Source organism: Terrisphaera buseokensis (assembly GCF_047521145.2).
Lineage (GTDB): Bacteria > Verrucomicrobiota > Verrucomicrobiia > Opitutales > Opitutaceae > ER46.
The window spans coordinates 2,502,905-2,519,418 of the sequence record NZ_CM134186.1; the positions used below are offsets into that span (position 1 = coordinate 2,502,905).

Genomic DNA, 16,514 nt, shown 5'->3' on the forward strand with positions numbered 1-16,514 from the left:
AGTTTCAGTACTCAGCCGGACTCATGCAGTAGTCGCCAAAGAGGGCACCGTTAGGCGTCGTTGATGGTGTGAAACATAAGACGACGTTAACGCCCCAGACGGAGGCGAACCAAACGGTGCGGCTGGATTTGGGCACCAAAAGTGGCGTGCAGTCGATGCGGATCGGCTTCACCGACCAGCGCCTAACGGCGCACGGGGGGCTGGCGGTGTGGACGAGTTTTGTGGAGGAAAGCGGGCTGCGGGAGAAACTCGCCACGGTGCTGCCGCATGCGCCGACGAGCCCCAACGCCTACGATCCGGTGGACACGGCGCTGGGTTTTATCGGCGGGATTCTCTGCGGGGCGGACAAGCTGGCGCGGGTGGCGCATCTGGCGCACGACCCGGCCGTGGCGGAGGTGCTGGGCATCGAAGCGGTGCCCAGTCAGTCGACCCTCTCGCGATTCTTCGCGGCCTGCGGTCGAGCCGCCTGCGAAGAGCTCGGCGGATTGCACGCCTGGGTGTTGGGCGCTCTGCCCGCCCGCGCCGAAGGCTACACGTTGGATTTGGACTCCTTTGCGCTGGTGCACGAAGACGGGCGCCAGGAAGGAGTGCGCGTCGGCTACACCCGCAAGGGGCTCAAGCCCTGTCACCGCCCCATCGTGGCCGCGATCGCCGAGGTGCCCCTCGTCGCCAACTTCTGGTTACGCCCGGGCAACACCGCTTGCGTCAGTGCCGCGGACGTGTTTCTGGGCGACACCCTCGCGCGCTTGCCCGCGGGCGTGCGGATCGGCCTGGTGCGCGCGGACAGCGGTTTTTGCACCGAGAAGATGATTACTAAGCTGGAAGCGGAAAAACTCTCTTATGTGCTGGCGGCCGCCCTGCGTTCCCCAGTCCAGGCGCTGTGCCGCCACGACGAAGCGGCCTGGACGGCGACCGACGTGCGGGGTCTGGCCGTGCAGGAAGTGGCCGACGCGCGCGGCGGGCGTCTGATCGTCGTGCGCCAACGCAGTGCCGAGCGGCCGCACGCCGGCGGCAAGCAACTCATCGAGGTGCCCGGCTACAAGTTCCAGGCGCTGCGCACCAACCTGCCCGCCACCGTGTCACCCCTCGAAGTATGGCGCCGCTACAACGGCCGCGCCGACATCGAAAACCGCATCAAGGAACTTGGCGCGCAGTTCGGCTTGAAGGGTCTGTGTTGCCGCTCGTTTTGGGCGACGGAAGCGGCCTGTCACCTCGCCATCACCGCCTATAATCTCTGCGTCCGGCTGCAACAACGGCTCGGCCAGCCGCACCGCGCTGAACTCGGCACGCTCCGCCGGCAGCTCTTCACTTGCGCCGCCGTCTTCAGCCGCGCCGCCGGCAAGCCCACCCTCAAACTCGCCGTCGCCGGCGACAAGGCCCGCGCTTGGTGGCTCGCACTCCTGCGCCGCATCGCCGACCCAACCCACTGCGATGCAGTTGCCGCCCTCGGGGCCCGCGCCAGAAAACGCTCCATCCTCCATCCCTCAACTGCATGAGTCCGGCTCAGTTTGCGGGCACGTCCGAAACCTTCTGGCTTTTGTTTTCAATTCTACCAAGCTCGCCCCCGCTTATGAAAAAAACAGCCTCAAAACTCACCCTTATTGCCAGCTTGCTCGCTGTAGCGTGCATGGTCACGGCCCCCGCCCTCAACGCTGCTGACGACGCCGAAAAGGCCGCCAAGAAAGCCAAGAAGGCCGCCGCCGACCTCAAGAAGTACGACAAGAATAACAACGGCAAACTCGACCCTGACGAGGAAGCCGCCCTCAAGGCCGACGTCGAAAAGGCGAAGGCCGAGAAGAAGAAGAAAAGCTGAGTTGGCGATTCGTCCGAATCCCTTCAGCCCACGAGCCCCGGTTCAAAGCCGGGGCTTTTTCGTGTCCGATTCAGGTGATCGATTCATCGGACGAAGTGATACCAATCGCCCTTTGCCTTTGGACTTTAGCCGTGGCTACGAGCGCCAGCGAGTGGCCGTTCGGCCACTCGCTGGCGCTCGTAGCCACGATCGATCCAGAAGTCCAAAAGCAAGGAGCGATTGGTATGAGTACGTGAAACGCGCCGTCCAGCTTGAGCGACGAACGGCGAAAGAACGATCGCGGCCGCAAGCCCTCCGATTTTTCAACGTTCACCCTTCAACTCCTTGCTTCCGCGTTAACGTCTAAACCCTCAACGCTCAGCTCCGAACTTCCCGTCCGCCTTCAGCTCTTCTCCACGAATCCGCCGCTCCACTTCAACTTCGTGCGGACAACGGCGAAGTGAGAGTAGTCGGCGCGCTGCGCGAGCGGGAGTCGGCTCTTCGCGATCGTAATCTCGACCGGGCTGTGCGCGCTCACCTTGAGATTGCGCTGGCCGTCCATCGCGACCAGCAGGCGCGAGTCTTCGGAGCGGTTGTAAACCCGCAGCTTCACATTCTCGCGGAAAATGATCGAGCGGTTGCTGAGCGTGTGCGGGCAGATGGGCGTCATCGCGATCACGCCGGCCGAGGGATGCATGATCGGTCCGCCGGCGGAGAGATTGTAGGCGGTCGATCCGGTCGGGGTCGAAAAGATCAAACCATCACACGTGTAGTCGGTGACGAGCTCGTCGTCGGCATACACCTCGAGGCGCACGAGCCGAGAGTTCACCTCGTCCTTGATCAGCACGTCGTTCAACGCGAGGTCGTGCACTCCGTGTCCGGTGGAACAATCGAGCATGGCGCGGTGATCAATGCCGAAGGCTCCGGTGAGCAGCGTGGTGAAATGCGCCCGCGCCTCGTCGGAGGAAAACGTGGTGAGAAAGCCGAGACTCCCGCGATTGACGCCGATGATCGGCACTTGCGCGCGGGCGGATTCACGGGCCGCGCCCAGCAGGGTGCCGTCGCCGCCGATGACGCAGCACGCGTCGAACCCCTTCAGAAAGCCGGTCGGCAGCGGAAAACGCGTCGTGAGCTTGAAGGCCACTCCGCTCGCGCGCGCTACGGCGGCGAGTTCGCGCGCGAGCGCGGGTGCGCCTTCCTTGTTTTCGTTCACGACGAACGCGAGCTTGCGGATGGGTTTCATCAAAGAGGTGAGGCTAGCAAGGCCGCCGGCGGAGGCACAGCAAGAACTCCCGGTTGCCATCGGCGCCGGAAATCGGTGAATCGATCGCGCCCAACAGGTGCGCGCCCGCGAGTTCGCGCAATGCAAACTCGCGCACGGCGGCGAGGGCTGCCTCCTGCACCGCCGCGTCACGGATGACCCCGCGTCCCTTGTCGACCTCCGCCTTGCCGGCTTCGAACTGCGGCTTGACGAGCGCGACGAGCGTACCGCCTGCGCGCACCAGCGGCCACACGGCTGGCAGCACGGTCTTCAGCGAGATGAACGAAAGATCCATCACGACGACGTCGAAGGCGGAACGGGGCAGATCGGCGGCCTGCAGGTGGCGCGCGTTGATTTTCTCAAGATTGGTCACGCGGGGATCGCCGCGCAGTTTGGCGTGCAGCTGCGCGCGACCGACGTCGACGCACACGACGTCGGCGGCTCCCGCCTGCAGCACGCAATCGGTGAAGCCGCCCGTCGAGGCCCCGACGTCGAGCACGTGGGCGCCCTGAACGTTGAGGGAGAAGGTTTCGAGCGCGGCAGTGAGTTTTTCGCCGCCCCGACTCACGAACCGCGGTGGCTGCTCGACGGTGACGTCGATGTCGTCGGCGAACTCCTTGCCGGGTTTGTCGAGCCGCTCGGTTCCACGCAGCACGCGGCCGCTCATGATGAGCGCCTTCGCTTGCGCGCGGGAAGCGGCCAGGCCGCGCGCCACGAGGAGTTCGTCGAGACGGAGTTTATTCATCGGGTCGCGGATCGTTTCGGCAGGCGGGCGGGTAGCGGCAGCGTTTGCCGCACCGGCGACCAACAGGTCGTGCGTCCGCCGATCTCCGCGCGCGCGAGCGGTTGCCGGGTCTTCGGGCAGAGGCCGCCGTCTTCCCAGCGATGATGAAACAGCCACGTTTGCGGGATGCCGACGTTGAGATCCGCGGGCAATGTGTCGCCGCGTCCGGCGATCGCGTCGAGCGCGAGCCGGCACACGTGCCGGCACTCCTTCCACAACGTTCGCACTTCGGCCGGCGTGAGCGATCCGGCGGGGCGCGACGGATGCACGGCGGCGCGCCAGAGGATTTCGTCTGCCATCCAGTTGCCGATGCCGGGAAAACGTTCCTGCATGAGCAGCACGGCCTTGATGGGAGCACGGGCACGGCGGCGCAAAAAGATCGCAACGGCTTCCGGGGTGAAAGCGGTGCTGAGCAACGCCGGTGCAATCCGGCTCCACCATGGCGGCGCTTCGGTTCCAACGTGAAACTGCACGCGGCCGAACATCCGCGGATCTTTGAACACGAGCGCGCAGCTCGTCATGATCAGAACGAGGTGATCGTGCCGGCCTGGTGCATGATCGACGGGCGCAACTGAAAGCTCTCCGCTCATGCCGAGGTGGATGCCCAGCCACGCATCGCCGCTGAAACGGAAGTGCATCTGCTTCGCGGCGGCGGCGGACGAGATCAGGGTCGCGCCCGTCAACGCGCGGCGGAAAGCCGGCAGGTCAATGCCCCGCAGGACCTTTTTTGCGTCGTGGGTGAGCACGCGTGCCACGCGTTCGCCGGTGGCGGCCAGCGCCCAGCGCTTGCGGTAGAATTCGACTTCAGCGAGTTCCGGCATGGCGATTGTCGCTCACGTTGCGCGTGACTCGATGCGGCGCAACGATCGCCCGCTGAAAACGCGGCCCGCAGTGGCGGGCAGCTCCAACCGCCTCATGCGGATCGCTGGGCATTCGGATCGAGCGTGGCGACGAAGTCCAGGAGGCTCGGATAAATGGGCAGGTTGGGTCGACCTTGCGCGGCCCAACCGGCAGCATCGTATTTGCCGGTGCAGACGCCCACGGCGTGGATGCGGGCGTTGAGCCCTGCGTCGATGTCGCCGAGACGATCGCCAATCATCCAGCACTGCGCGGAATCGAGTCGGTGGCGTGCGATGCTCTCGAGAATGAAGCGGGGTGACGGCTTGCGGTAGACTTGGGGATCGTCCGGTCCCTCCGTCGCGATGCAGACATCGGTGAACAGCGGCAGCGGCAGGCCGAGCAGTTCCTCCATGCGGGTGTTGCAGCGATGAACGTCATCAATCGTGTACATCCCGCGGGCGATGCCGGATTGGTTGGTGAAAAGAAACAGCTGGAAGCCCAGCGCGAGCGCGCGGCGCAGGGCGTCGGTCACGCCCGGGATCAGTTCCACTCCGGCGGGATCCGCCAGATAGTGTTTGTCGAGGATGAGCGTGCCGTCGCGATCGAGGAAAAGGGCTTTGGCCATGGGGGCGCAGTCGGGGCGTCGCGCTAGCGATGATTGACGTAGTCGATCAGTTCCGTGGGCGTGACGGTGGCGGTGCCGATCTTTCCGACCACGACGCCTGCGGCGGCGTTGGCGAAGTGCGCCGCGGCCTCGAGCGTGGAGCCGGCGGCGAGGGCGAGGACGAGGCCCGCGAGCGATGTATCGCCCGCGCCGGATACGTCAAAAACTTCGCGTGCGGCCGTCGGAATCGTTTTCAGGATCCGGCCGTCGGAGCTGAGCAGCATGCCGTCCTCGCCGAGCGTGATCACGAGGTGCTTTGTCGCGTAGCGCTCGTGCAGCCGCGCGCAGACTTCGGCGGCGGGAAACGGCGTGTGCGGCGGCGGCTCGAGTTCGGCTAGTTGGAGCGCCTCGCGTTTGTTGGGCGTTATGAGGTCGAGCCCGTGAAACTTCAACCGGCGCTTCGGCTTCGGATCGAGCGCGACGAATTTCCCGGCCTTGCGCGCGAGCGAAGTCACGCGGGCAACGATCTCGTCGCTGAGAATGCCCTTCGCGTAGTCGGAAAGAATGACCGCATCGGCCGCGTCGATCTCGCGGGCAAGCAGGGTGTCGATTTGCGCGGCTGGAAACTGATATTCCGTGGGTGCCGCTTCACGATCGAGCCGGCATAGTTGCTGGTGTTGCACGAGCACGCGGGTCTTCACAATCGTCGGCGCGCTGCCAGGGGTGGCGATCGTGTCGATTTTTTTCCCGTGCAGAATCGAGGTCAGCTTCGCACCGGCGTCGTCCGCGCCGATGTAGCCCGCCACCGTGCAATGCGCGCCGAGCGAGGCGATGTTCAACGCGACGTTCGCCGCGCCGCCGGCGGTCCAGGAGTCGCGCGCGATGTCGACGACCGGCACCGGCGCCTCGGGCGAGATGCGGGTGGCGTCGCCCCAGATATAGTGGTCGAGCATGACGTCGCCGACGACGAGCACGCGCACCTTGGCGATTTTCTTGAGCAGCGGAGCCAGGCCTTTCATCAGAGTTCCCACGTGTAGGGATATCGCGAGAGCAGGGTGGCCGACTTGGGCGTGACCTGGACGACGTCTTCGATCCGGCAGCCGCCGAGGCCCGGGTAGTAGAGGCCGGGCTCGACCGTGACGACAGAGTTGCGCCTGAGGATGTAGTCGACGGCGCCGCTCACGCGGGGGAGTTCGTGGACGGCGAGGCCGAGACCGTGACCCGTGCCGTGGAAGAAACCGACGGAGCCCTGCGCGGTGCGTTTGGTCTCGAAACCGCGCGCGGTGAACACCTCGACGACCTTGCGGTGCACATCGCGGCCGTTCGCGCCGGGGCGGATCAGGCGCAGGGCCGCGAGCTGGGCGGCGCGCACCGCGGCGACGAGGGCGCGCTGGGCGTCGCTGGCGCGACCACGCAGGAACGTGCGGGTCATGTCACCGTGGAACCCGGTGCGCGTCACGCGCGGAAAAATATCGATTATGATCAGTTCATCGGGCCGCAGCGGACCGGAGCCGCGCTCGTGCGGATCGCAGGCCTGGTCGCCGCCGGCGACGATCGTGTTTGCCGAGACCGCGCCCGCCTCGAGGCAGGCCACTTCAATCGCGAACTTGAGCATCTCGCTCGTGAGCGTTTGGCCGCGATGAATGAGTTTGCGACCGCGCGGCTTGCTCGCGCGCAGGATGCGTTCGGCAGCGGCGAAGCCAAGGGCGCTGCAGCGGTTGCCTTCGCGGATGGCGGCCGTCTCGGCGGGCGTCTTGATTTCGCGCGCCGGAAAAAGCGGGCCATCCGCCACGACGAGGTCGAGGCCCAGCTCGAAGAGTTTCTCGTAGACGCCGGCGGGGAAATCCTCGGGGACCGTGAAACGCGTCTGCCGGTGATCCTTGGCGACGAGAATGATCACTTCGGCTGGTCCGACCTTGCGTTCCGGCCACAGGGCACGCGCGCGTTGGAGATAGGGCTCGAGCGGCAGGACGACGTCGAAGTCAGACGTCTTCTTCACGCGGCCGAACTCGAGCGCGCTGACGACGGCGTGTTTCTTCCCCCGCAGCTCGAACGCCACGAAGGCGTCGGGGACGTTCACCCGGCCAAAATAGAGCGCGTCAGGACTGCGTTCGGTGTCGGCAAAGAGGAGCGGCGGTGGAGGGTTTTTCCCGGGCACGGAAGAGAGTGGTTGAGTTGCGGCGAAGCGGCGATTAGCCACCGGCCCTGTGAAAAATGCAAATCTGGTTTTCCGGACGTTGGTGCTGGCCGTGGTGCCGTTGCTCACGCTCGGAGCCTGTGCGAAGGAAAAGTCCGGCACCACTCCGGCCGCGGTCACGATCGCCGCCGCCAAGACAGTCGCGGATTTCTTTCCGATCCAGGTGGGCGAACGCACGGTGCGGATGCAACTCGCGGTGCGACCCGATGAGATGCAGCGAGGCTTGATGGAGCGGCGCGATCTGGCGCGCGACGACGGCATGATCTTCATTTACGAAAAGCCGCAGCAGATGAGTTTCTGGATGCGCAACACGCCGACGCCGCTCGACATTGGTTTCTACAACTCCGAGGGCGTGCTGGAAGAGGTGTATCCGATGCATCCCTTCGACGAGACGTCTGTCAGCTCACGCAGCGATCGGCTGCGCTTCGCGCTCGAGATGAACCAGGGCTGGTTTCAGGCGAATGGGATCAAGCCCGGGAGCAAGTTGGACGTGAAAGCGCTGGCGGCCGCGCTGAAGGCGCGCGGCTTCGACGCGAAGAAATACGGTTTGGCGTTCTAACTCCACAATCACCGGCACCCCGCGACAATCGAAGGACCACGATGCGTTTGCTCCCCCTCGGATTCACCGCGTCCCGCGTCGGACTGCTGATCGGTCTCCTCACCGCCGCGAGCGCTACAGCGGCGAGCACGCCGCCGCCTGAAGAGCTCCGTCCGTTTTTCTCGCCACCGGCGGAATTCGCCGGGCAGGTGGGCAGCTATCCGTCGCCATTGAAATTCTATAACGGCCGCCCCGTCGTCACGCGCGCGGACTGGCTCGCGCGACGCAAGGAGATCCTGACGTACTGGCATGCGCAGATGGGGCCGTGGCCGGCATTGCTGGCCAAACCGAAGGTGGAGTTTGAGGAAAAGCAGGAGCGTATCGGCGTGACGCAACATCGGGTGCAAATCGAAGTGGCACCCGGCGTGATGCAGCACGGCTACTTGTTGATTCCGGCGGGGGCAGCTACAACGCCGCGTCCGGCCGTGCTCGTGGTGTTCTATGCGCCGGAGGTAAGCGTCGGCTATGACGGCCCGCGTCCGCTGGCCGGCCAGGCGAAGAAGATGCTCGAAGCCGGCGCCCGTGGCGCAGAGCGTGATTTCGCGCTGCAGCTGGCGCGCCGCGGCTTTGTCACCCTCTCGATCGGCACGCCGGGAGATGACGCGTACCAGCCCGCGCTCAACGGTGCGCAATGCCAGCCGTTGAGCTATCACGCCTACATCGCGGCCAACTGCCACACGGTCCTCGCCCAGCGCCCCGAGGTCGACCCGGCCCGTATCGGCGTCATGGGACACTCGTACGGCGGGAAATGGTCGATGTTCGCCTCGTGCCTGTACGACAAGTTTGCCTGCGCGGTATGGTCCGACGGCGGCGTCGTCTTCGACGAGAAACGGCAGGCGGTGAACTACTGGGAGCCGTGGTACCTCGGGCTCGATGCGACCATCACCCGCAAGCGCGGATTGATCTCCGCTGCGGCGCCGCGCACCGGGGCTTACAAGACGATCGTCGAGGCCGGCCATGATCTGCACGAACTGCATGCGCTCATGGCGCCGCGTCCGTTTCTGGTCTCGGGTGGATCCGAGGACGGACCGGCGCGCTGGGTGCCGTTGAACCACACGATCGCGGTGAATCAATTTCTTGGGTACAGCGATCGCGTTGCGATGACGAACCGCCCCGATCATTCACCCAACGCCGAGTCGAACGCGCAGGCGTTCCGGTTTCTCGAGCATTTCCTCGGACCGGTGAATCCCGCGAAATAGTTTCCGGCCTCGAGCGGAACGGTGGAGGCCGGCTCGCGACTGCGGATTGCCCGCGTGAGCCGGGAGCGCCGGTCTCCGGCCGGCAAAAATCCGAAGCAGGCGGGGCGCCTGCGCTCGTGGCTGAACGCGCCCTTACTCTTTCGGAATCTGGTTGTCCGATTTGATGATCAGGACCGGCGTCTTGGTTTTGACCCAGACATCGGCTTCCTTGAAGGCCTTGGCCGGTACGTGTTCAAACGCCTCGCCGACGGTCTTCACCGGCATCAGCCGGCCTTTCTTCGTGGTGTTGTGATCGTAGGTGCTGCGGTACACGCGGTCGAGCGTGGTGGCGACGCTCTCCGTCTCCGGAATCTGCACCACCCAGCCGACAAAGTCGTGCTTCGGCATCTTCTCGTCGGGATCGCTGATCACGATGACGAACTGTTTCTTCACCGCCGGCGGCTTCTCCTCGTCGCCCGGCTCGGCTTGGACCGCGAGGTTCATCTCTTCCATCACGCGACGCAGAATCGCGGGTGAAATCTCGTTCTTCTTCAGGATCTCGGCGACTTTGTTGACCTCGATTTTTGCCATGGTGTTTTCGCTGTTAAGGAGCACGAATGGACACGAATGAGCAGCAATGTAAAGGCCGCCGGGAGCGAGGAGTGGTTCGACGTGGTCAACGAGCGCGACGAGGTTGTCCGGCGGGCGACACGGCGTGAGGTCCACGCCACCGGGTTGTGGCATCGCGCGGTGCACGTGATGGTCTTTGATGCCGGCGGCCGGGTTTTCCTGCAGAAGCGATCCATGCTGAAGGATCTCTCGCCCGGATTGTGGGATTCATCGTGTTCCGGCCACCTCGACGCCGGGGAGGACTATGACACGGCGGCCGGGCGCGAGCTGGGGGAGGAGATTGGGATCAAGCTCGAAGACGGGACGAAGCCGGAGCGGTGGTTCCGGATCGAGGCGTGTGAGATGACGGGCTGGGAATTTGTCTGGGTGTACCGACTGCGGCACGACGGGCCCCTCGTGCTCGATCCGCTCGAGATTCAGTTCGGCGAGTGGGTGGCGCCGGCCGAGGTGTCGGCGCGGGTCGCTGGGCGGCCGGCGGACTATTGTCCGTCATTCAAACTGATCTGGCCGATGGTCGTGGGGGCGTTGGCTCTGAAATCTCAGATCTGAGATCTCAGATTATCGCCGCCGGCCTTCGGTCTCCGAATCTCAGATCTCATACCAATCGCCCTTTGCCTTTGGCTTTTAGCCGTGGCTACGAGCGCCAGCGAGTGGCCGAACGACCACTCGCTGGCGCTCGTAGCCACGATCGATCCAGAAGTCCAAAAGCAAGCAGCGATTGGTATCAGATCTCAAATTTCAGATCTCAGATTCGCGATTTCCGTCGCGAACCCCGTCACGTCCGACGTTACAGCTCAGGCGACGATCGGGCTCTTCGGCCCGAGATGTGACCGGCGCCCTGATTCTCGCTGAGGCGTTTGATTTCGTCGAATTGCTTCTGGGAGATCAACCGGCGCGGCACGCGTTTCTCCGCTTCATAAATCAAGCGTTCGCGATCGTCCTCGTTGGGCGTGTGCGGTTCCCACGGGGTGTGGTGCCCCTGGTGGCGGGTCCATTCGATGTTTCCTCCATGCACAGCGGCGTTGACCTGATACCGGCGGCCATCCTCGTCGCGATTCCACCAGCCGAACTCGATGCTCATGGCATCTGTTTCCGCGAAACCTCAGCGCGCGGCGAGAGGAAACGCCGCCACGACATCTCCCGGGTGGAACTCGCCCGCACGGGCTTCGACGCGACGTACGATCAGCCGGTCGGTCGTGACGTCCACCACGCAGCCGCCCAGCGGCGGACAATACGACCCTGTATTCACGACGATGATGCCGCCCGGCATTCGCCAGATCCCGGGACGGTGGGTGTGGCCGGAAACCACGAAGCGCGCCGCCGGACGGTGCCGTTGCGTGGCGGCCGCCGCGGACTCCGGGGCGTCCCGCCAGGCGCGAATAACCCGTAGAATTCGGAGCGGCGGCCACACGGTGTCGGCCAGATAGTGCCACGCGTACTTCAGGCGGTTCCGCTCGGACTGATGACGCTGCGGAATCGAGATCGCCACTCGACGAAACGCGGCACACCGCTGATCCAGGTCGTGGTGCTGCCCGGCGGGCAGAGCGCGCAATTCGGCTTCGATCTTCCGCCGAATCAACCTCGCGTCCTTGCTCCACGGCACGATGTCGTCGAAAAAAATATCCCCGTGCGTGACGAAGATCTCCCCGTCCGCGAGGTCGAGGTGATGCCGGTTGGAAACGTCGGCGTCGTGATTCCCGGTGAGGAACGTCGCGGCGCTCACCTCGCGGCCGAAGAACGTATCCGCGGCGGCGCGACACTCCGCGGTATGGCCGGGATTCGGACCGGGCCGCGTGTCGAGCGTGTCGCCATTCAGGATCGCGTGATCCACCCCGGCCAGCAGCGGCCGCAATTGGGCGAGCCGGGTCACGCGGCTGGCGTGGTCGCCAAAGTGAATGTCGGAAAAGATGCGAGTGAGAGGGCCGGACACGGTTGCGTTGACCACGAGTGGAGGGCGCGGTGCGGATGCGTGCGACATCAAAGCGGCCGCGAGCAACTGCGGTGGGCGCGGCCTCCCGCGAGCGTGCGCAGACTTGTCGTCAGCGAGCACGTCGGACAATCCTCCGGCATGCGTGCCGTCTTTGCCGTGTTCATCGGGTTCGGCGTCTCGTCCGCCCTGGCCGACACCCGGGTGGACGACGTCGCGCAGATTCATCTCGAGGCGATCGGCGGCCGGGAACGGGTGGCGGCGCTGAACGCGCTGCGCGCGACGGGCCAGGTTTCCGCGGCGGGAAAGACGGTGGTGTTTCGCATGGTCGCCGCGCGACCTGCGCGACTGCGCCTCGAAACGGAGAGCGGCGGTCGAATCCGGGTGCAAGGCACGGATGGCGTCCGGCCCGCGTGGGAGTTTGACTCGGCTCAGGCCCCCTCCGGAACCCGCGCGATGCCGGACGGCGTGGCCCGCACCTTTGTCAGCGATGCTGAATTTGACGATCCGCTGATTGCTGCGCGCGAGCGCGGATTCACCCTGGAGTATGCCGGCGAAGGCGAAGTGGACGGACGGAAATATTTCCGGGTGTTGGCGACCCGCACGGGCAGCGAGCCCTGCACGCTGGGGGTGGACGCCAGCACCTATTTGATAGTCCAACGCACGGAACAGCGGTCGACGGCGATGGGGCGCAAGGTGCAGGTCGTGACGCGTTACGCGGACTTCCGACCTGTTGCGGGTGTATTACTTCCGCATGAAGTGACTACTGCGGTCGATGGTCGGGTGACGCAGCAGACCTCAATCCTTCGCCTGGAGGCGAACCCGGTGCTGAGTCCGGGCGATTTCGCGCCAATCGCGCCGCAGTCAACCGGAGGCCCGGCCGCCACCCGGTGAGATTGTGGTTGCACCGGTCGGGGGCGCGCTTTTTTCTGACCGTTCAACCTATTTAACACCATGCAAGAACAAGTCACTTTGGAGTGCACCGAAGCCAAGAAAGAGGGCAAGCCGGCCTCCCGTTACCTCACGTTTCGCAACAAGAAGACCGTGACCGAGCGGATTGAGAAGAAGAAGTACAATCCCTTCCTCAAGCGCCACACCCTCCACAAGGAAATCAAGTAAGGTTTCCTTACCTGCGGACGGCACCCTGGGGGCCGTCCATAAAAAAGCCGGGCTTTATGCCCGGCTTTTTTGTCGACTGATGGCGACACTTAGGTCGCCTGAAATCAGACCGACTTTTTCTCGTCCACGCGTCCGGACTGACCTGCAAACGGCGCGGCGGTTTGTCCGGTGCCGTGCACGTGCTGCTGCCGACGGGCGGCACGCCAGCTCTCGCGGTGCTTCCGAATCCAGTCGAGCAACGCGCGCTCAAAACCGATGTCGTATCCCAGACGCTCGGACTCCAGCCACTTGTGTTTCAAGATCTCCTCCCGCTCGGCGAGGAACTCCTGATAAAGGCTGGACTGTTTCACAAACTCCCGGGACGTCGAGGGCTCTTGAGCAGGATGAGTCATGAAGCTGGCTGAAATGAGAGCGACGCGGCGAGGCCTGTCAATGCCCGCAATTTTTCGTAATTGTTACAAACGCGGCACCGCCGGTTGCTTCACGCGCGCCAACAGCGTCTCGGCGATCTCGCGAAACACACCCGCGGCCGCGCTTTGGGGCGCGCTGACCACCACTGGCATGCCCGCATCGCCGCCCGCGCGAATCTCCGTGAGCAGCGGAACCTGGCCCAGCAGGGTGGTGCCCAGCTTCTCCGCCGTCACGATGCCGCCGCCGGAGCCGAAGAGTTCGTGCTTCTGCCCGGCGGGATCGATGAAGTAACTCATGTTCTCGGCGACGCCGAGGAGCGGCACATTCACCTTTTGGAACATCAGGCCGCCTTTGCGCGCGACGTTGGTCGCGGCGGGCTGGGGCGTCGTGACGATCACGGCGCCATCGAGCGGGATCGTCTGGACGAGGGAAAGCTGCGCGTCACCGGTGCCCGGCGGCAAATCGATCAACATCACGTCGAGTTCGCCCCACAGTACGTTCTGCACAAACTGCTGGACCGTCTTCATGATCATCGGTCCGCGCCAGACGACCGGAGTGTTGTCGTCGACGAGAAAGCCCATGCTCATGACCTTCACGCCGTGGCGCTCCATCGGCACCAGCATCGCCTCGGTGCCTTCGCCTTCGACCTCGGGACGGCCGCTGAGGCCCATCATCAACGGCACGCTGGGGCCGTAGATGTCACAATCCATCAGGCCGACGCGCCCCTTGCGTCCCTGGGCCTCGAGCACCTGCGCGAGCGCGCAGGCGAGGTTTACGGCAAAGGTGCTCTTGCCGACGCCGCCCTTGCCGGACGCGATGGCGATGGCGTAACGAATTTTTTTCGGCGCGCCGGCGTTGCCCGCGAGATTGCCGCCGGTGGCGCTCGTCGCAGCGGCGGAAGGAGGCGTCTTGGCGGGCGCGACCGAGATTTCAACGATGATGTCCTTCACGCCCGGCAGGCCGCGCAGCGCGGCTTCGACTTCACCTTTCAACTGCAGCGGCGTCTTCGGATCGTTGCTCGTCAACGCGAGCGCGACCTTGACCGTGCCGTCGTGAAATCCCGCCGAGCGCACCAGGCCGAACGACACGATGTCGCGGCTGAACCCGGGATACTTTACTTGCTTGAGGCGGTCTTTGATTTGGTCGGACGTCACGGGAGATGAAATTGTCAGTAAATAAGAGTTGTTATGCAGCGGCGCGGCGCAAATAGAAATGCCTCGGCGGTCGCGATTCGCCTACCGTCTGTTCCACATGCACACCCTTTCCCGTCTCCTCCTTCTCGCTGCTTTCTTCGCGGCACCGACGTTCGCCCAATCCCGCAAGATCGGCGAGGTTCGCGTCGACGTCGATGCGAATACGATTCCCGTTCGCGTGTCAGCGAACACCCCGGAGCTGAACGGGCTCGCGCAGACCGCGTTTAATGCCCACGGGCGCTACAAGCTCGTCGCGAGCGGCCACGCCTACGACATTAAGTTCACCGCGCTCGCCGCGACGCAGGTGCGGGTCGACATCACGAAGGGCCAGGCGGCCGCCGTGGTGGCCTCACAGGTCGTGAACGGTTCGACGGCGCGCAACGCGCTGCTCCGGGCCGCAGACGTCGCCGTCGAAAAAACGAACGGCCTGAACCTCAAGGGATTTTTCACTGCGCGCATGGCGTTCGTGGTGCAGCGGGGCAACCGGGGTGACATCTATGTTTCGGATCTTTTCCTCGGCGAAGCGAAGCAGCTGACGAATGACAACTCGCTCGTGCTCGCGCCGCGTTGGGCGCCAGATGGCTCGCGGGTGATTTACACGAGCTTCTTCAAGACGGGCGCGCCGGATATCTTCCTGCTGGATCCGTCCACGGGCCGGCGGGAAACGTTCGCGAGTTTCAAGGGTATGAACAGCGGCGCCCGTTTCAGTCCGAGCGGCAGCCAGGTCGCGATGGTGCTGAGTGGCACCGGCAACACGGAAATTTTTGTCAGTGATGCGCAGGGCCGCCGGCCCGATCGCCGCACGCGTTCCGATGCCGTGAAGTCATCGCCCGCCTGGTCGCCGGACGGCCGCCAGATTGTGTTTGCGATGGAGCCCGGTCCGCAACTCTACGTGATGCCGGCCACGGGCGGGGCGCCGCGCCGGCTCGCCGCCGCCGGTCTCGGCACGTACGCCGCCGAACCAGACTGGAGCCGCGCGAATCCCAACAAGATCGCGTGCACGGTCAAAGTGGGCGGTCGCTACCAGATCGCGGTATACAACCTGTCAACCGGCAAGGGACAGGTTGTATCGAAAGCGAACTTCGACGGCATTGAGCCCAACTGGCTCGCAGACGGCCGTCACCTCGTCTACACCGCGCGCGACCAGTCGACGAGCGTACTGTCGATTCTGGATACGGAGACCGGCAACAGTCGGCGAATCTCCCCGGCCGACCGCTCCGCGATGCAGGCCGGCATCTGGAACGCGCCGTAACGGCGAGCGAGTCGCTCCGCTCTGGCCGCAAAAGAAAAGCCGCACCCTGAATGGTGCGGCTTTTCTTTTGCAGACCGAGGACGAGCCTCGGCTTCAGAGCGCGGCGGCGTAGTTCTTTTCCGCGGCGTCCCAGTCGACCACGTTCCACCAGGCGGTGACATAGTCGGGGCGGCGATTCTGGTAGTTCAGGTAGTAGGCGTGTTCCCAGACATCGAGGGCGATGACCGGCTTGCCTTCCACGCCGGCGACGGCCTTGCCCATGAGCGGGCTGTCCTGGTTGGCCGTGGAGCCAATCGAGAGTTTCTTGTCAGCACCGACCAGGAGCCACGCCCAGCCGGAGCCGAAGCGGCCCGCGGCGGCCTTGGCGAACTCCGCCTTGAACGTGTCGAACGAGCCCCACGTGGCCGTGATGGCTTCGGCGAGCTTGCCCTTCGGCGCGCCGCCCTTGCCCGGTCCCATGATCGTCCAGAAGAACGAGTGGTTGCTGTGGCCGCCGGCGTTGTTGCGGATCGCGCCGCGGATGCTTTCCGGAACCTTGCTGAGATCGGCGATGAGCGCATTGACGTCGAGCGCCGCGAGCGCCGGGTGATCCTTCAGGGCGTTGTTCGCATTCGTCACGTAGGCGTTGTGATGCTTGCCGTGGTGAATCTCCATCGTCTTGGCGTCGATGTGCGGCTCGAGCGCATTATTGGCGTAGGGCAGTTTCGGGAGTTCGAAGGCCATGGGTG

The 16,514-nt window shown here is 64.6% G+C and carries 20 protein-coding genes; 8 read left to right on the top strand and 12 right to left on the bottom strand.

Translation table 11 applies throughout. The features are described 5' to 3' along the window. The first annotated feature begins 128 nt into the window (after positions 1-128). Both ACLJEU_RS09110 and ACLJEU_RS09115 read left to right on the top strand, forming a co-directional pair. A complete protein-coding gene (locus ACLJEU_RS09110) occupies positions 129-1,496 on the top strand; it encodes an IS1380 family transposase (RefSeq protein WP_457795331.1) in 1,368 nt (455 codons plus the stop codon). Then, positions 1,493-1,813: a hypothetical protein gene (locus tag ACLJEU_RS09115; RefSeq protein ID WP_414662298.1), complete on the top strand. Its 321-nt coding sequence runs from the start codon at positions 1,493-1,495 to the stop codon at positions 1,811-1,813. Before ACLJEU_RS09110 ends, ACLJEU_RS09115 begins: the two co-directional genes overlap by 4 nt. A gap of 382 nt (positions 1,814-2,195) precedes the next feature. Here ACLJEU_RS09115 and ACLJEU_RS09120 read toward each other — a convergent pair whose 3' ends face one another. The 6 genes from ACLJEU_RS09120 to ACLJEU_RS09145 form a co-directional block, all read right to left on the bottom strand. Beyond that, positions 2,196-3,035 carry an NAD(+)/NADH kinase gene (locus ACLJEU_RS09120; protein WP_414662299.1) on the bottom strand — a complete coding sequence of 280 codons (840 nt, stop codon included), beginning with the start codon at positions 3,033-3,035 and terminating at the stop codon, positions 2,196-2,198. Between the two features lie 13 nt (positions 3,036-3,048). After that, complete coding sequence (locus ACLJEU_RS09125; RefSeq protein ID WP_414662300.1) at positions 3,049-3,798, bottom strand: TlyA family RNA methyltransferase; 750 nt, start codon at positions 3,796-3,798, stop codon at positions 3,049-3,051. Then, a complete protein-coding gene (locus tag ACLJEU_RS09130) occupies positions 3,795-4,658 on the bottom strand; it encodes an Fpg/Nei family DNA glycosylase (RefSeq protein WP_414662301.1) in 864 nt (287 codons plus the stop codon). The genes ACLJEU_RS09125 and ACLJEU_RS09130 overlap by 4 nt, the downstream gene beginning before the upstream one ends. 92 nt (positions 4,659-4,750) lie before the next feature. Then, positions 4,751-5,302, bottom strand: coding sequence for a D-glycero-alpha-D-manno-heptose-1,7-bisphosphate 7-phosphatase (locus tag ACLJEU_RS09135; RefSeq protein ID WP_414662302.1), 552 nt, complete (start codon positions 5,300-5,302; stop codon positions 4,751-4,753). 23 nt (positions 5,303-5,325) lie between these two features. Continuing rightward, positions 5,326-6,300, bottom strand: coding sequence for a bifunctional heptose 7-phosphate kinase/heptose 1-phosphate adenyltransferase (locus ACLJEU_RS09140; RefSeq protein ID WP_414662303.1), 975 nt, complete (start codon positions 6,298-6,300; stop codon positions 5,326-5,328). After that, entirely contained in the window at positions 6,300-7,439 is a 1,140-nt protein-coding gene (locus ACLJEU_RS09145) for a M24 family metallopeptidase (RefSeq protein ID WP_414662304.1), read from the bottom strand. The genes ACLJEU_RS09140 and ACLJEU_RS09145 overlap by 1 nt, the downstream gene beginning before the upstream one ends. 49 nt (positions 7,440-7,488) lie before the next feature. On the opposite strand from ACLJEU_RS09145, the gene ACLJEU_RS09150 reads away from it, so the two are divergent. Together ACLJEU_RS09150 and ACLJEU_RS09155 are read left to right on the top strand one after the other, a co-directional pair. After that, the gene (locus ACLJEU_RS09150) at positions 7,489-8,037 is read left to right on the top strand and encodes a DUF192 domain-containing protein (protein WP_414662305.1); all 549 of its coding nucleotides are present in this window, start codon (positions 7,489-7,491) and stop codon (positions 8,035-8,037) included. Positions 8,038-8,078: 41 nt separating this feature from the next. Further along, positions 8,079-9,275 (top strand): dienelactone hydrolase family protein, encoded by a 1,197-nt coding sequence (locus ACLJEU_RS09155; RefSeq protein WP_414662306.1) that lies wholly within the window; start codon positions 8,079-8,081, stop codon positions 9,273-9,275. 132 nt (positions 9,276-9,407) lie between these two features. Here ACLJEU_RS09155 and ACLJEU_RS09160 read toward each other — a convergent pair whose 3' ends face one another. Continuing rightward, positions 9,408-9,845 carry a hypothetical protein gene (locus ACLJEU_RS09160; protein ID WP_414662307.1) on the bottom strand — a complete coding sequence of 146 codons (438 nt, stop codon included), beginning with the start codon at positions 9,843-9,845 and terminating at the stop codon, positions 9,408-9,410. Between the two features lie 36 nt (positions 9,846-9,881). Here ACLJEU_RS09160 and ACLJEU_RS09165 point away from each other — a divergent pair, with 36 nt between their 5' ends. Then, entirely contained in the window at positions 9,882-10,433 is a 552-nt protein-coding gene (locus tag ACLJEU_RS09165; RefSeq protein ID WP_414662308.1) for an NUDIX hydrolase, read from the top strand. Positions 10,434-10,671: 238 nt separating this feature from the next. Here the strand turns inward: ACLJEU_RS09165 and ACLJEU_RS09170 are convergent, their stop codons facing one another. Further along, the gene (locus tag ACLJEU_RS09170; RefSeq protein ID WP_414662309.1) at positions 10,672-10,965 is read right to left on the bottom strand and encodes a hypothetical protein; all 294 of its coding nucleotides are present in this window, start codon (positions 10,963-10,965) and stop codon (positions 10,672-10,674) included. A gap of 21 nt (positions 10,966-10,986) precedes the next feature. Beyond that, positions 10,987-11,814, bottom strand: a complete 828-nt coding sequence (locus ACLJEU_RS09175) for a metallophosphoesterase (protein ID WP_414662310.1) — start codon at positions 11,812-11,814, stop codon at positions 10,987-10,989. Positions 11,815-11,952: 138 nt separating this feature from the next. Here ACLJEU_RS09175 and ACLJEU_RS09180 point away from each other — a divergent pair, with 138 nt between their 5' ends. Further along, complete coding sequence (locus ACLJEU_RS09180; RefSeq protein WP_414662311.1) at positions 11,953-12,705, top strand: hypothetical protein; 753 nt, start codon at positions 11,953-11,955, stop codon at positions 12,703-12,705. A gap of 60 nt (positions 12,706-12,765) precedes the next feature. After that, a complete protein-coding gene (gene rpmG / locus ACLJEU_RS09185; RefSeq protein WP_414662312.1) occupies positions 12,766-12,930 on the top strand; it encodes a 50S ribosomal protein L33 in 165 nt (54 codons plus the stop codon). 104 nt (positions 12,931-13,034) lie between these two features. Here the strand turns inward: rpmG and ACLJEU_RS09190 are convergent, their stop codons facing one another. Together ACLJEU_RS09190 and ACLJEU_RS09195 are read right to left on the bottom strand one after the other, a co-directional pair. After that, positions 13,035-13,322: a hypothetical protein gene (locus tag ACLJEU_RS09190; RefSeq protein WP_414662313.1), complete on the bottom strand. Its 288-nt coding sequence runs from the start codon at positions 13,320-13,322 to the stop codon at positions 13,035-13,037. A gap of 63 nt (positions 13,323-13,385) precedes the next feature. Continuing rightward, positions 13,386-14,495: an Mrp/NBP35 family ATP-binding protein gene (locus ACLJEU_RS09195; RefSeq protein ID WP_414662314.1), complete on the bottom strand. Its 1,110-nt coding sequence runs from the start codon at positions 14,493-14,495 to the stop codon at positions 13,386-13,388. 97 nt (positions 14,496-14,592) lie between these two features. Between ACLJEU_RS09195 and ACLJEU_RS09200 the strand changes: the two genes are divergently transcribed. Then, complete coding sequence (locus tag ACLJEU_RS09200; RefSeq protein ID WP_414662315.1) at positions 14,593-15,786, top strand: biopolymer transporter Tol; 1,194 nt, start codon at positions 14,593-14,595, stop codon at positions 15,784-15,786. 93 nt (positions 15,787-15,879) lie between these two features. Here the strand turns inward: ACLJEU_RS09200 and ACLJEU_RS09205 are convergent, their stop codons facing one another. After that, positions 15,880-16,509 carry a superoxide dismutase gene (locus ACLJEU_RS09205; RefSeq protein WP_414662316.1) on the bottom strand — a complete coding sequence of 210 codons (630 nt, stop codon included), beginning with the start codon at positions 16,507-16,509 and terminating at the stop codon, positions 15,880-15,882. Positions 16,510-16,514: the final 5 nt, after the last annotated feature.